Source organism: Pseudoflavonifractor sp. An44 (assembly GCF_002161675.1).
Taxonomy (GTDB): domain Bacteria; phylum Bacillota; class Clostridia; order Oscillospirales; family Oscillospiraceae; genus Enterenecus; species Enterenecus faecium.
In genome coordinates this window covers 117,388-133,168 of the sequence record NZ_NFIH01000003.1, presented here as the reverse complement: position 1 = coordinate 133,168, position 15,781 = coordinate 117,388, and the positions used below count along the sequence as shown (strand labels likewise).

Here is a 15,781-nt window from a genome sequence, read left to right as displayed (position 1 = left end):
AAGAAATTAGAGGAATTCGCTTCGCCTGCGGGGAGAACTCCACATCCACCAGCAGGCCAAAACTAGGCCTGTAAACATCAGCAGACCGCCGCCAATGCGGAAGTCCTCGCCTCCGTCACCACCGGTAATGGGAGGATTGATGGGCTTGTAGTTCATAAGATAGTAGGTATTTTCACCACTAGCTTCTTTTGCAATCGCCATGGCCGGGGTATCCATCGTAGCGTCCTCCGTGGACTGGATCACAAAGGTTCCCACTTCGCTGCCTTCATCTCCAGAAATATCCACCGTCAAATTCCATTGACCTGTTGGCAACTGGTACCCTTCTGGGGCCTCTGTCTCTACCAGCCGGTAATGCCCTTCCTGCAAGTTCTCAAACCGAGTCTCACCCTGAGCATCCGAGATAGCAGTGACGGGGTCTTCCCACACATCGGAAAGATTGTTCAGGTCGATCAACTCCTTGGAATCCTCAGCCCAGTTTTCCTCTTTTCCATCATAGTGGTATAGCACAAACTGTGCTCCCGGCAATGCGATAGCCTTGGACAAATCTTCTGAGCTAAAACTCAATCCATCCACTTTTGTAAAGGAATATGGAACCATAGGTACATAGAGTTTATTGGTATAAGCTACCGTCTCCACCCGATCAGCTTGAATAGTTCCTGTGCAAGTATAGACGCTTGTTTCCGCCTCAGCGGTTCCTTCACCATTGTTAGTCGCAGTCTCTCCTCCAGCCGAGGTGGACTGGGTGACACTCACTTTATAGTCCTCGCCATTATAAATGTTCAACTCTGAATCGGGATTGGGGTCTTGCTCAGTCACCACATAGGTATAGCCAGCTGGCAGGTCATGAACGGTAATGCTCTGTCCATGCTTGAGAACCACCTGGGCTTTTCCGTCCACAAATGTTATCTTCTCTTCTCCCGGCTTCAAACTGGGCTCTGTACTGGGTTGCACCACACTTCCACCATTTGCGGATGTTTCATAGGTGCCGTTGAGGTTCGCTCTTGTACCAGAATTTTCATAGAATACGTTGATGTCGAAAACAAACTCTTGGTTCTCCACTTTCTCCAACATATTACCCGTTACAGTCTTAGAGATAGACAAATCACCTGTAAGCACAGGAAGGCTCACTACGCCGTTGTTACCCAAGTATCCTAGGGCATTGCCCGGTTCACCATCGCTGCCATACGGAGGTGGTGCTTCCCTCTGTTCGGCATTCTCTGTTTCAATGTAGATCGGATACCGATAGGTTTCAGCAGTTTCACTGAGATTGTTTTCATCGCCTTTATCCATAACATCGTCACAATCGCTATTATGGTGGTGTTCAGGGTCATCTTTCTCATCCACCGTGCAATCACGGAATTGGTACCTGGATTCTGCTTCCAAATACAGGGGTCCATCTTCTGGATTAGGCTGGACATCCTCCAAATCATAAATGCTGGTCACCGGAACAGCCTTTGTCACGATTTCCGTCCCGTCATAATAGGTTATCTGCACATAGAGATCCCCGTTCTTGTCTTTGGCCGGAATCGTACATTCTTTATCCGCATACACCGGGGTATCCTTTTGGACATAGTAGAAGGGATTGGTATCTGCAGCTTGGAAATAGACATAGGCATTACCTACGGTTTTTCCCACCCCTGCCTGATCTTCCGCGTAGCCAGTGTATAGATTGGGGTTGAACCGAATACTACCATCTTCATTGGTGTGATTTTTGATATATTCACTGCTCAGACGACTGATGTTTGCATATCTTTGATTGTTAATCGTCGTAACGACCTCATCCCGTAGACTGACGGTGTAAAACAACCGTAAAGGTGTGTTATTTTTACAGACATTCTCCTTTACTGTGCCATCCTCGTTCAGGGTCACATAATTTGTTCGCAAAGGAATAAGCGTAGCAGGGACTTTTACTTCCAGAGTCTGGTCATAGGGGTACTCCGTATTTGTGGTAACCGTAATAACTATATCAATGAATTCTTGATAATCATATACGGGACTATCTAGACCTCCATAATATGTATACGTAGTTTTATTCCCGCTGTTTTGAGTATCTTTTATGGTAAAAACGCTCCCTTTGTATACTAGCTCACGCATAGCGGTTATCTGCATATATTGACCAATGTGATCTACATAAGTAACATAACCGCTATGTGCAGGATCCCCTTCTACCTGGGTGGGAACAGCACCAGAAACTACTATCTGATTTAATACCTGCTGAAAAGCTTCAGCAATATTCTCGGAATTCTTAGCCGAAAAATAGGCATCATTGTAAAACAATGAATTTACATCTCCCGTGGGCGGATGAGTGAATGTGTATTTTCTTTCCCCATAACCAACGGTAATATCTGCGCCAGTTTGGTAGAGCTTCCATTGATCCCATACTTCTTTCAGTCCAGAGGTCACTACCTTATCCCATTCTTTAGGATTCAGTGTAACTTTCGCCATTTCCCTGTCTATGGTATTCGTCCAAGACTCCTCACCTACACCTACAGTGTAAACTTTCATGTCCTGCCTATAGTGCTGTGACACACGCTGTTTTTGATAGGCTGCATTCATAACAGCCTTGAAAGCATCCAATCCACTAAAATTTATATCGCCATCGCCGCTTACCCCACTAGGATTCCACCAATCTGTAGCATCGTCACCAGATGCAGTAGGGGCACCATCAGACATCAGCATCAGAACTGGATATCGAGTCTGTCCAGAAATTGTAGTAATATCATCATCAGGAACGCTCAACAACAAATCCATTCCTGCATCAATGCCCATATGAATGTTGGTCCACTGTCCCATTTTTGCAGACGCTTCTATTTGTTGTCCACTGCTGTTCATAACCGCTACATCCAAGCAGTCGCCTGCTTCACTCAAGGTAAAATAATTCTCTGCGTTTTTTACCATTGTATAGTGGTCCAAAAGCAGCAAAACCTGAGCTTCATCACTATAGGTTACTACACCGATTCGGTTGTCTGGATTCCCTGTCATCAGAGTGTGAACAGACTGATTGAGAGCCACCACCGTCTCTTTGATCTTATCTCCCTTCATAGAGTCCGACAAGTCAATGACGAATACCACGTCCAGCGGTACTTGGGACTGGCCCTCTACTACCGTAGTCGATGCTAGCAGGGAATAAGATATGAGAAAATCATCGCCTCCTATCTCAATCGTTTCAGTGTCCTCTCCTTCAGATGAGGAGGAAGATTCAACCGTCGCATCACCAGTATACACTGTTTTATCCGCCCACACTCGGCCGTTAAACCGAGTAGAACTGGGGCTACCCAGAGCATCCTCATAATCCTTTGATGCATTGGTGGGTGGGTCCGAAAAGCGTTCGCCTGCTTTGGCGGCACTGCCTCCCATGGGTTTGATCGCCTCCACCAACAGTCCCATGGCAAACACCAGGACCAGCAGCAAAGCCGGTACCATCCACGGTCTCTTCCGTATACGCTGTCGTATGCGCTGCATCATCCTCAACCAACCCCTTTCTCTTAGGATTTCACAGACGCAGTATATTTGGTTAGTACATTTATTTGTGTATTTTTCAGAAAATTTTTCATGCCATTCATACCATCTTGCCCTATAATCATTCCAGTTTCATATGCGTCCCCAGTCTAATCTGTCGCTGACCTTTTCGACAAACTGCAGACAGCACGTAGAGTATGTCTTTCGACATGCTCTTTTCACCAAACGGCGTGAATACTATACCATACTATGCAAGAATTATCAACGCATCGAAGGTAATTTTTTCTTAAAATTTGAAAACAATAACACTTTTGTCACATTCCATCTTTTATATGTCCGTTTCTCATGGACAAAGTGCTGAAAGTCAGCATTCTATTTCTTGCAAAATCCAAGGAAATATTTTCTTGTTAATTTGCTGTTTCCTACTCACCGTTTTTCTTAAAATTATATAATATCAACTATTAGTTTCTATATAAAACATTTTGTCAATATATAAAAACTTTCATTAACTACAAAAAAATTTTACTCTCTAAAAGTACACCTTTTGGAATAGGCAGGTATTAATAATTATTGCATACAATGGGTAAAAATTCAATCTCTGCAAGCATATTTCATGAAAATTACATAAAATCTACCAGATTTTTCCGATACAATCTAGTCAATCAAAAGGTGTACTTTTTGGTAAGCTAAATTTTATTCCTGTCGGTGGCAATCTCGTCGCCTGCGATAGAACGTAGACTGGCTGATCTGGCACAAATCCAGTACATCGGACAAGGACAGCTGTTCTCGCTCCCAGGCCTGTACCAGCGCCTCAAAATTGTCCGGCAACTCCTTCTCCGGCCTGCCAAATCGTACCCCTCGGGCCTTGGCTGCAGCAATCCCCTCCGCCTGCCTCTGGCGGATATTTTCCCGCTCATTTTCCGCCACAAAGGACAGCACTTGCAGGACGATGTCACTGAGGAACGTCCCCATCAAGTCCTTGCCCCGGCGGGTGTCCAGCAGAGGCATGTCCAGCACCACAATATCAATTCCTTTGCTCTTGGTGAGAATCCGCCATTGCTCCAGAATCTCCGCATAATTGCGCCCCAGGCGATCAATGCTCTTAATGTAGAGCACATCGTCTTTTTTTAGCTTTCGTACCAGCTTTTTGTACTGTGGACGCTGAAAATCCTTCCCGGATTGCTTGTCAATGAAGATATTCTCCTGGGCAATGGACAGCTGCTGAATGGCCAGAAGCTGCCGGTCTTCATTTTGGTCTCGGCTGCTGACTCGTATATATCCATAGATGTGGCTCATTGAACTCTCTCCCGTCTTTCAAGCATTGTAGTATAGTTCTGCTCAAAGGTACGGTAAAAATTCAGTCGTATCTCTGCAATTTCTGGTTAAAAAGGCGCTGAACCAGGCCTATGGCCCGATTCAACGCCTATGCAAAAAATATACAGGGACTGCCCTGCATTTTCCATGCAGGGCAGTCCCAATTGTTACACTTCCATGATCACAGGGAGGATCATGGGATTGCGCTTGGTCTTCTTGTAGAGGTAGCCAGACAGGTTCCCCTTGATCTCAGATTTGATGGTAGACCAGTCCCGAATGTGCCGATCCTGGCAGCTGTCCAGGGCGTCCACCGCCACCTGGCGCAGCTCGTCCATCAGGGCCTCAGACTCCTTGACATACACAAATCCACGGGTAATGATGTCGGGTCCAGAGATGACCTGTCCGTCCTCGGCGGACATCGACACCACCACCACAATCATGCCGTCCTGGGCCAGGTGCTGGCGGTCCCGGAGCACCACAGCGCCCACGTCGCCCACGCCGTAGCCGTCCACAAACACCTTTCCGGAGGGAACGGTGCCGTTGATGCGGGCGTTCTTCTGGGTGATCTCGATGACCTTGCCCACGTCGCTGATGATGATGTTCCGGGGGTCCATGCCCATGCTCCGGGCCAGCTTGGCATGGGTCTTCAGCATGCGCTGCTCGCCGTGGACGGGGATGAAATACTTGGGCCGCACCAGGGCGTGAACGATTTTCAGCTCATCCTGGCAGGCGTGTCCGGAGACGTGGAGGGGCAGCTCCCGCTCATTGACCACCTCGGCATCCCGGCGGTACAGCTCGTTGATGACGTTGCCAATGGCGTTCTCGTTGCCAGGAATGGCGGAGGCGGAGAGAATCACCCGATCCCCAGCCTGAATCTCCACCTGGCGGTGGGTGTTAAAGGCCATGCGGGTGAGGGCAGACATGGTCTCGCCCTGGCTTCCAGTGGTGATGATACACACCTTGTTCTTGGGCAGGCCCTTGATCTGGTTGACGTCCACCACAGTGCCAGCGGGCACCTGCATATAGCCCAGCTCGGTGGACACCCGCATCACATTCTCCATGCTGCGGCCTGTCACCGCCACCTTGCGGCCATACTTGGCGGCCACATTGATGATCTGCTGGATACGGTCCACGTTGGAGGCGAAGGTGGTGACGATGATGCGCTGGTCACAGCCCCGGAACAAGGCCTCAAAGGAGGCCCCAACGCTGGACTCGCTCTTGGTGAAGCCGGGACGCTCCACGTTGGTGGAGTCGGCCAGCAGCGCCAGCACACCCTCCCGGCCCAGCTCGCCCAGGCGGGTCAGGTCAGCCATGCCGCCCTGGATGGGGGTGGGGTCGATCTTGAAGTCGCCGGTGTGAATACACACGCCCAGAGGGCAGCGGATGGCGAAGGCCACTGCGTCGGCGATGGAGTGATTGATGTGGATAAACTCCACGGTGAACTTGCCGGCCCGCACGGTCTCCCCGGCCTCGCAGGTGATGAGCTTCACCTTCTTGTCCAGGCGGTGCTCCTCCAGCTTGAGGCGGATGAGCCCGGCGGACATGCGGGTGGCGTAGATGGGCACGTTCACATCCCGCATCAGATAGGGAATGCCGCCGATGTGGTCCTCGTGGCCGTGGGTGATAAAGATGGCCCGAATGCGGTCCCGATTCTGAATGAGGTAGCTGAAGTCGGGAATGACCACGTCCACCCCGTACATCTCGTCATCAGGAAATCCCATGCCCACATCCACGATGATAATGTCGTTGCCGTACTCATAGGCGGTGATGTTCTTTCCGATCTCGTTGAGACCGCCCAGAGAGATAATTTTCAATTTTTCTGCCATAAATACTCCTTTACCAGTAATAACCTATATTTATCTTGTTGCATGCGTATTTATGGGCCTGTGGGCACACTCCCCCCTGGGGGTCCGGACCGCCCACCTCCCCTTGAGATGAGTGTGCCCGGAATGCACGCTGTGTTACCGCCAAAAGGGCAAATTGTCCCCCTTTTGGGCGCAGGAGAAAAGCGCCGTCGTCCACCCCATCTCTCTGGCCCTGTTTCGCCAGACAGATGAGGGGGCGGCCGCCTCACCCTGCGCTATGCACCGCTGTGTGGTTGTCTCTATCCGAAGCGCGCCCACGAGCCACGCTTTACGCCGTATCAAAACCGCTCAACTCCCTCGATGGGGAGGAGCTTGTTCAAGCAAGTATATCACAGATCACCGTCAAAGTACAGTATTTTTTGTCTGGCAGCCAGTCCCGCCGCTATGCGTGGGTAGGGGCCGGGCTTGCCCGGCCCGCCAGCCCCCTGGCATTTCCCCAAGAAATTCGGGAGGGGCAAGCCCCTCCCCTACGCCACCCCCCAAGAAATGCACAATGTTCAGGGCCTGCATTATTCGTTATTCATTCATCATTATTCATTATTTTGCCCTTGCCACCGTCAGCCCGATGACCTTCTCCGCCCCGGCGATGCGCAGGCAGGCGGCGCACTCGGCCATAGTGGCCCCGCTGGTGACCACGTCGTCCACCAGGACCACCTGTTTCCCCGTGAGGTCGATTCCCTCCCGCGCCGCGTAAGCTCCCGTCACGTTGGCCTGTCGGGCGGATGAGGAGGTAATGCGGGCCTGCTGCTTGGTATCCCGCACCTTCTCCAAGGCGGACACCACTTCCACGCCCAGGTTATTCCCCACCTCCCGGGCCAGCAGCTCACACTGGTCAAAGCCCCGTTCTCCCCGACGCCGACGGGTCGCAGGCACCCAGGTGATACAGTCCACCGCCTCACCCCACTGGTCGTGGAGGCACTGGGCCATGAGGGTGCCAAACAGCCGGGCGTGGATTTGCCCGCCCCGGAACTTAAACTGCTCCATTCCCCGGCGCACACTCCCCCGATACCACAGCGGGGAAAAGCACCGGGCACAGAAGTCCACCTGTTTCCCGACCTCCAGCTGCCAGGGAAGGGTCTTTTGGCACTGGTGGCACAGCCCTTCCTCCTCCCACACCTCCAGCACACGGCCACAGAAGGGACAGCGGGGCGGATAGATCAAATCCAACACCAGCTTCACCAGATTCATCTCTATGCCACCCCGCTATGCGTCGAATTACGTCGAATGGTTTGGTATAAAAAAGGACGCAGCCGGTGGCTGCGTCCTTTTGAATGCTTGGGAGAAACTTACTGAGCGTACAGCTCGATGAGCTTCTGCAGGTGCTCCCAGCGCTCCATAGCGGCCTTCTCGTTCTTCTCGAACAGATCCTTGGCGCGCTCGGGGAAGGAGCGGGTGAGGGAGGAGTAGCGAGCCTCGTTCATCAGGAACTCCTGATAGCCGCCAGCGGGGGCCTTGGAATCCAGAGTGAAGGGGTTCTTGCCCTGCTCCTTCAGAGTGGGATTGTAGCGGAACAGGTTCCAGTAGCCGCACTCCACAGCGCGCTTCATCTCGGTCTGGCAGTTGGTCATGCCGCCCTTGATGGAGTGCATCTCGCAGGGAGCGTAGCCGATGATGAGGGAGGGACCATGATAGGCCTCAGCCTCACGGATGGCAGCCAGGGTCTGGTTGGGGTTGGCACCCATGGCAACCTGAGCCACGTAGACGTAGCCGTACTGCATGGCGATCTCAGACAGGCTCTTCTTGCCCACGGTCTTACCGGCAGCGGCGAACTGAGCCACCTGGCCGATGTTGGTGGACTTGGAAGCCTGTCCGCCGGTGTTGGAGTACACCTCGGTGTCGAAGACGAAGACGTTGACATCCTCGCCGGAAGCCAGGACGTGGTCCAGACCGCCGTAACCGATGTCGTAAGCCCAGCCGTCGCCGCCGAAGATCCACACGGACTTCTTCACCAGCAGATCGGACATCTCCACGACCTGACGGCAAGCGTCGCAGTCGCAGGTCTTAGCCAGCTCCAGCAGCTTGGCGGAAGGCTCCTTGGAACCCTCGCCCTCGTCGCGCTTGGCCAGCCACTCAGCGGCGGCAGCCTTCAGCTCGTCGCTGGCGCAGTCGGCGGTGGTCAGACCGGTGACGACCTCAACCAGCTTCTCACGACGCTGCTTGACACCAACCAGCATACCCAGGCCGTGCTCGGCGTTGTCCTCGAACAGGGAGTTGGCCCAAGCGGGACCCTTGCCCTCGGCGTTGGTGCAGTAGGGAGAGGTAGCAGCGGGGCCGCCCCAGATGGAGGAACAACCGGTGGCGTTGGAGACATACATACGATCGCCGCAGACCTGGGTGACCAGACGGGCATAGGAGGTCTCGGCACAGCCGGCGCAGGAGCCAGAGAACTCCAGCAGGGGCTGCTTGAACTGGCTGTCCTTGACGTTGGCCACGGACTCCATGTCCTTCTTGGGGGCAACCTTGGCGACCATGTAGTCGAAGGCAGGCTGCTTGGACAGCATCTGCTCCATGGGCACCATGGTCAGGCTCTTGGTGGGACACACGCCCACGCACACGGCGCAGCCCATACAATCCAGAGCGGACACGGCCAGGGAGTACTTATACTTGCCCTTGCCAGCGCCAGCCTTGATGTCCACGATCTGGGAACCGGCGGGAGCGGCAGCAGCCTCTTCCTCGGTCAGAGCGAAGGGACGGATGGTGGCGTGGGGGCAGACGTAGGAGCACTGGTTACACTGGACACAGGTGCTCTCGTTCCAGGCGGGCACGGTGACGGCCACGCCGCGCTTCTCGTAAGCGGAAGCGCCCTGCTGGAAGGTGCCGTCCACGCAGTCGACAAACTTGGAGACGGGCAGGGAGTCGCCGTCCATCTTGTTGACGGGCTCCATGATGTTCTCCACCTGAGCCACCAGCTCAGCCTTGCCCTCGTAGTTGTGGGCAGCGGGAGCATCCTCAGCGGTAGCCCAGTCGGCGGGCACGTCCACCTTGACGAAGGCGGTGGCGCCCAGGTCGATGGCCTTGTGGTTCATGTCAACCACGTCCTGGCCCTTCTTCAGGTAGGACTTGGTGGCAGCTTCCTTCATGTAGCGGATGCCGTCCTCCTGGGGCATGACGTTGGCCAGAGCGAAGAAGGCGGACTGGAGAATGGTGTTGGTGCGCTTGCCCATACCGATCTCGATGGCCAGGTCGATGGCGTTGATCATGTACAGCTGGATGTTGTTCTGAGCGATGTAGCGCTTGGAAGCAGCATCCAGGTGGTGGTTGAGCTCGTCGAAGTTCCACTGGCAGTTGACCAGGAACACGCCGCCGGGCTTCACGTCACGGACGATGGGGAAGCCCTTGGTGATGTAGCTGGGCACGTGGCAGGCCACGAAGTCAGCCTTGTTGATGTAGTAGGGGCTGCGGATGGCCTTGTCGCCGAAGCGCAGGTGGGAAATGGTCACGCCGCCAGTCTTCTTGGAGTCGTACTGGAAGTAAGCCTGCACGTTCTTGTCGGTGTGGTCGCCGATGATCTTGATGGAGTTCTTGTTGGCGCCCACGGTACCGTCGCCGCCCAGACCCCAGAACTTGCACTCGATGGTGCCCTCGGCAGCAGTGTTGGGAGAGGGCTTCTCCTCCAGGGACAGGTGGGTCACGTCGTCCTTGATGCCCAGAGTGAACAGACGCTTGGCATCAGCCTTGGTCATCTCCTCATACACAGCGAACACGCTGGCGGGGGGAGTGTCCTTGGAGCCCAGACCATAACGGCCACCGATGACACGGATGTCGTTGCGGCCAGCGTTGGCCAGAGCGGTGACAACGTCCAGGTACAGAGGCTCGCCCTGAGCGCCGGGCTCCTTGGTGCGGTCCAGCACAGCGATCTGCTTGCAGGTGGCGGGGATGGCAGCCAGCAGCTTGTCGGCACGGAAAGGACGATACAGACGGACCTTCACCAGACCCACCTTCTCGCCGTGAGCGTTGAGGTAGTCGATGACTTCCTCGGCCACGTCGCAGATGGAGCCCATGGCGATGATGACGCGGTCAGCGTCGGCAGCGCCGTAGTAGTTGAACAGCTGGTAGTTGGTGCCCAGCTTCTCGTTGACCTTGCCCATGTACTCCTCCACGATCTCGGGAACGGCATCGTAGTAGGGGTTGGAGGCCTCACGGTGCTGGAAGAAGATGTCGCCGTTCTCGTGAGAACCGCGCATCACGGGGTGATCGGGGTTGAGAGCGCGGGCGCGGAACGCGGCCACAGCGTCCATGTCGCACATCTCGGCCAGATCCTCGTAGTCCCAAACGGCGACCTTCTGGATCTCGTGAGAGGTACGGAAGCCATCGAAGAAGTTGATGAAGGGGACGCGGCTCTTCAGGGTGGCCAGGTGAGCCACAGCAGCCAGGTCCATAACCTCCTGGGGGTTGGACTCACACAGCATGGCAAAGCCGGTCTGACGGCAGGCCATAACGTCGGAGTGATCACCAAAGATGTTCAGAGCATGGCTGGCCACAGTACGGGCGGAGACATGGAACACGGTGGGCAGCAGCTCACCGGCAATCTTGTACATGTTGGGGATCATCAGCAGCAGACCCTGAGACGCGGTGTAGGTGGTGGTCAGGGCGCCAGCGGCCAGAGAGCCGTGGACGGTACCGGCAGCGCCGGCCTCGGACTGCATCTCCACAACCTTCACGGTCTGGCCGAAGATATTCTTCCGGCCAGCAGCGGCCCACTGATCCACATTGTCAGCCATGGGGCTGGACGGAGTGATGGGGTAAATACCCGCAACCTCTGTGAATGCGTAGGACACGTGAGCGGCAGCGGTGTTGCCGTCCATAGTTTTGAACTTACGTGCCATTTTCGTTTCCTCCTTTTGCTTCTCAGCAAAGAGCGCTGAGACATCCAAATTCCGAATACACCTCAGTCTACCACATTTCTCCTATAAATTCAATGAATAATTCCATTTTTTCTTGTAAATTCTCACACACCATCCGCCCTCTCCCCTTCCGTTTCAAATCAGATACCTTGCACCGGACAAACCCCGGCACTATCCCATAAAACAAGATTTTTTGTTACTTTTTTATCAAATGCTCTGTCGCCCTCTCACGGACATAGGGTGTGCTTGGAGCCCACGCAGCCGCCAAACTTACCCAACCTTGGGTGGTCATACCGTACAACTATGAAATGACCAAATTCTCCAACCCCACAAGCGCCGTGACCGGCCGTCTCGCCCAAAGTTCACGTTTCGGACCGGATGGAGAACTTTTCCTAAATTTGCCTGATGCCAACAAGTTTCCTTGCGTTCAACAACCCCCCGTGGTATGATAGGTATCAAAGGATTTCGGTTACTTTTTTCTCGAGAGGAGTGGGACCCCATGGTGTGCAATCTGCTCTCCCTGGGCCTCAATGGCATCCATGGATATCCGGTCACGGCAGAATGTGCCCTTTCCGGGGGATTGCCCGCCTTTGATGTGGTGGGTTTGCCCGATGCCGCCGTGAAGGAGTCCCGGGAACGGGTGCGCTCGGCCATTCGCTCCAGTGGCTTTGACTTCCCCGTCTCCCGCATTACCATCAACCTGGCCCCTGCCGACCGGAAAAAGGTGGGCACGGTGTACGATCTGCCCATTTTGCTGGGCATCCTCTCCGCCAGCGGCCAGCTGTCCATGAAGGGGTACGCCGACGCCGCCTTTTTGGGGGAGCTGTCCCTGTCCGGGGCGCTGCGCCCGGTGTCTGGAATCCTTCCCATGGCCCTGGCAGCGGTGCGCTGCGGGGTCCGCCAGTTGTTTGTCCCCGCCGACAACGCCCCCGAGGCCTCCCTGGCCCAGGGGTTGGAGGTCTACGGGGTGGAGACGGTGGCGCAGCTGTGCGCCCACCTCACCGGAGAGGCCCCCCTCTCCCCCACGCCCCCCTGGACCCCGCCGGAGGCGGTGCCCACCGGGCCGGACTTTGCCGACGTGAAGGGCCAGGAGGGCGCCAAGCGGGCCCTGGAAGTGGCCGCCGCCGGCGGACACCATATTTTAATGACGGGCAGCCCCGGGGCGGGCAAGTCCATGATGGCCAAGCGCCTGCCCTCCATTCTCCCCGATCTGACCCGGGAGGAGGCCTTGGCCTGTACGGAGATCTACTCCGTGGTGGGCCTGACCAGCCGGGAGCACCCCATGGTGCTCCGCCGCCCCTTCCGTGCCCCCCACCACACCATCTCAGCCGCCGGCATGGCAGGCGGAGGCACCACCCTGCGCCCCGGGGAGATCTCCCTGGCCCACAACGGGGTGCTGTTCTTAGACGAGCTGCCCGAGTTTCACTCCGACGTGCTGGAGGTGCTGCGCCAGCCCCTGGAGGACGGGAGCACCCAGATCACCCGGGTGTCCGGGACGGTGACCTACCCCAGCCGATTTATGCTGGTGTGTGCCATGAATCCCTGCAAGTGCGGCTGGTACGGCCACCCCTCGGGGCGGTGTACCTGCTCCGAGCAGGCGGTTCGGCGCTACCAAAGCCGCATCTCCGGTCCCATGCTGGACCGCATTGATATCTGTGTGGACGTGCCCGCCCTGGAATACCACGAGCTGGCGGGACAGTCCACCCCCGCCGAGTCCTCGGCGGACATTCGGGCCCGGGTCAACGCCGCCCGCGCCATCCAGCACGCCCGCTTCGGCCCCCACGGCCCCACCTGCAACGCCCATATGGGGCCCCAGGAGCTCAAAGCGTACTGCCAGCTGGACGACGCCTGCCAGGCCATGATTCAAAGCGCCTATGAAAAGCTGGGCCTCACCGCCCGCAGCTATGACCGCATCCTCCGGGTGGCCCGCACCGTGGCAGACCTGGACCAGTCCCAGCACATCCAGCCCCACCACCTGGCGGAGGCCCTCCAATATCGGCCCCCGGAACACTTACAGGTGTGAGCAATCCACCATTTCCGCCCCCCATGCGTGGCGATACATACAGGAAAGGAAGATCCATAATGGTACACAAGAAGGCACGTTCCTCCAAAAAGAAAACCACGGCCAAGAAAGTGGTCAAGAAAGCCCCCACCCCGGCCCGTACCGTTGCCCCGGTGGCAGAGCCTGTGACCGCCGTGCAGCCCACGGAGCCCGCAGTGGTGGAAACTCCCACCGCTGCCAAGCCCGCCGCACCTGCCGCACCCAAGACCCGAACCAGCACCCGCAAGACCACCACCGCCCGGAAGAAGCCCGCCTCTGCCGCCAAGAAGCCCGCTCCTGTCGCTGAGGAGCCCACTCCCGTGGTGGAGGAAGCCACCCCCGTGGTGGAGGAAGCCACTCCCGTGGTGGAAGAGACCGCCCCTGTGGTGGAAGAGGCCACTCCCGTGGTGGAAGAGACCGCCCCTGTCGTGGAGGAAGTCGCTCCCGTGGTCGAAGAGACCGCCCCTGTGGCGGAGGAACCCGCTCCCGTCGTGGAAGAGGCTGCTCCCGTGGTGGAAGAAACCGCCCCTGTCGTGGAGGAGGCTGCCCCTGTGGCGGAAGAGCCCGCTCCCGTCGTCGAAGAAACCACTCCCATGGTGGAGGAAGCCGCTCCTGCGGAAGAAGAACCCGCCCCTGTGGAAGAGGAAACCGCTCCCAGTGTGGAAGAAGATGTATCACCTGTTGTGGAGGAGGTCAAACCTATGTATGAGATGTCCAACCTGCCCCGGAGAAGCATTGCCTTCATCGGCTCGGAATGTCACCCCTTTGTCAAGACTGGCGGTCTGGGCGACGTGATGTACGCCCTGCCCCGTCAGCTGGTGAAGCTCAACTGTGACGTGCGGGTGATTTTGCCCCGCTACGCCTGCATCCCCCAGAAGTTCCAGGAGAAAATGGAGTATCGGGGCGCGTTCTACATGGACCTGGGCAACACCGGGCGCAACTACTATGTGGGAATTATGGAGTATGTCTGTGACGGCGTGGTGTACGACTTCATCGACAACCAGGAGTTCTTCTCCACCGGCAACCCCTACACCAACCTGGTGGACGACATCCCCAAGTACTGCTTCTTCAGCAAGGCCGCTCTGGCTGCTCTGAACTACTTAAACTGGATTCCCGACATTGTCCACTGCCACGACTGGCAGGCAGGTCTGGTGCCTGTCTATCTGCGCACCCTGTTCAAGGACTCCCCCGTGGGCCACGCCCGGTCCATCCTCACCATTCACAACCTGCGCTTCCAGGGCATCTACAACATCCCCACCATCAAGTATTGGTCCGGCCTGCCCAATGAGGTGTTCCAGATGGGCGCTTTGAAGGACGGCTATCAGGACGCCAACATGCTCAAGGGCGGCATCGCCTACGCCGACCGGGTTACCACCGTCTCTGGCACCTATGCCGGGGAGATTCAGACCGCCGAGTACGGCGAGCACCTGGAGGGCCACCTGCGCTACCACAGCGGCAAGCTGCGTGGCATCGTCAACGGCATTGACTACGACATGTGGAACCCCGCCACCGACCCCGCTCTGGCGGAGCACTACGACCTGGGCAACGTGCTGGACCACAAGATGGCCAACAAGCTGGCCCTGCAAAAGGAGCTGGGCCTGGAGCAGAACGAGGGCAAGTTCGTCATCGGCCTCATCTCCCGCCTGACCAACCAGAAGGGTCTGGACCTGGTCAGCTCCATCATTCCCCAGGTGCTGGACGGCAACACCCAGGTGGTGGTGCTGGGCACCGGTGACCGGGAGTACGAGGACACCTTCCGCTACTATGAGAGCATCCACCGCGGCACCTTCTGCGCCTGCATCCAGTACGACGAGGCCCGGGCCCACCGCATCTACGCCGGCGCCGACGCCCTGCTGGTGCCCTCCCGCTTTGAGCCCTGCGGCCTGACCCAGCTCAACGCCATGCACTACGGCACCCTGCCCATCGTCCGGGAGACCGGCGGCTTGAAGGACACCGTGGAGCCCTACAACACCTTCAACGGCGAGGGCAACGGCTTCACCTTCGACCGCTACGACGCCGGGCTGCTGCTGGACGCCATCAACCGGGCCAAGACCCTCTATTTCACCAACCGCTATCACTGGGACGAGGTGGTCCAGCGGGACATGGCCAAGGACGTGTCCTGGGAGAATTCCGCCCGTCAGTACAAGGACCTGTATCTGGAGCTGACCCAGTGGTAAGAGGCCAAATGGCCCCCAATCCCCCAAAAATACGGTGTCATATCCCCGCCGCAACCGGCAGTTGACAGATTTCCAGCCCTG

Annotated in this window: 7 protein-coding genes; 2 read left to right on the top strand and 5 right to left on the bottom strand. The window is 56.5% G+C overall.

The features are described 5' to 3' along the window. Window positions 1-6: 6 nt before the first annotated feature. The 5 genes from B5F98_RS02535 to nifJ form a co-directional block, all read right to left on the bottom strand. Window positions 7-3,387 (bottom strand): SpaA isopeptide-forming pilin-related protein, encoded by a 3,381-nt coding sequence (locus tag B5F98_RS02535; protein ID WP_158099757.1) that lies wholly within the window; start codon window positions 3,385-3,387, stop codon window positions 7-9. A 765-nt stretch (window positions 3,388-4,152) separates the two neighbouring features. Next, window positions 4,153-4,755: a recombinase family protein gene (locus B5F98_RS02530; protein WP_087369472.1), complete on the bottom strand. Its 603-nt coding sequence runs from the start codon at window positions 4,753-4,755 to the stop codon at window positions 4,153-4,155. Between the two features lie 185 nt (window positions 4,756-4,940). Then, on the bottom strand, window positions 4,941-6,599 hold the full coding sequence (locus B5F98_RS02525; RefSeq protein ID WP_087232184.1) for a ribonuclease J: 1,659 nt from the start codon (window positions 6,597-6,599) through the stop codon (window positions 4,941-4,943). Between the two features lie 576 nt (window positions 6,600-7,175). After that, window positions 7,176-7,826 (bottom strand): ComF family protein, encoded by a 651-nt coding sequence (locus B5F98_RS02520; protein ID WP_087369471.1) that lies wholly within the window; start codon window positions 7,824-7,826, stop codon window positions 7,176-7,178. A gap of 98 nt (window positions 7,827-7,924) precedes the next feature. Further along, on the bottom strand, window positions 7,925-11,464 hold the full coding sequence (nifJ, locus tag B5F98_RS02515; RefSeq protein ID WP_087232178.1) for a pyruvate:ferredoxin (flavodoxin) oxidoreductase: 3,540 nt from the start codon (window positions 11,462-11,464) through the stop codon (window positions 7,925-7,927). Window positions 11,465-11,981: 517 nt separating this feature from the next. Between nifJ and B5F98_RS02510 the strand changes: the two genes are divergently transcribed. Together B5F98_RS02510 and B5F98_RS02505 are read left to right on the top strand one after the other, a co-directional pair. Next, a complete protein-coding gene (locus B5F98_RS02510) occupies window positions 11,982-13,505 on the top strand; it encodes a YifB family Mg chelatase-like AAA ATPase (RefSeq protein ID WP_087369470.1) in 1,524 nt (507 codons plus the stop codon). A gap of 59 nt (window positions 13,506-13,564) precedes the next feature. After that, window positions 13,565-15,700 (top strand): glycogen/starch synthase, encoded by a 2,136-nt coding sequence (locus tag B5F98_RS02505; RefSeq protein ID WP_242961579.1) that lies wholly within the window; start codon window positions 13,565-13,567, stop codon window positions 15,698-15,700. Window positions 15,701-15,781 lie beyond the last annotated feature (81 nt).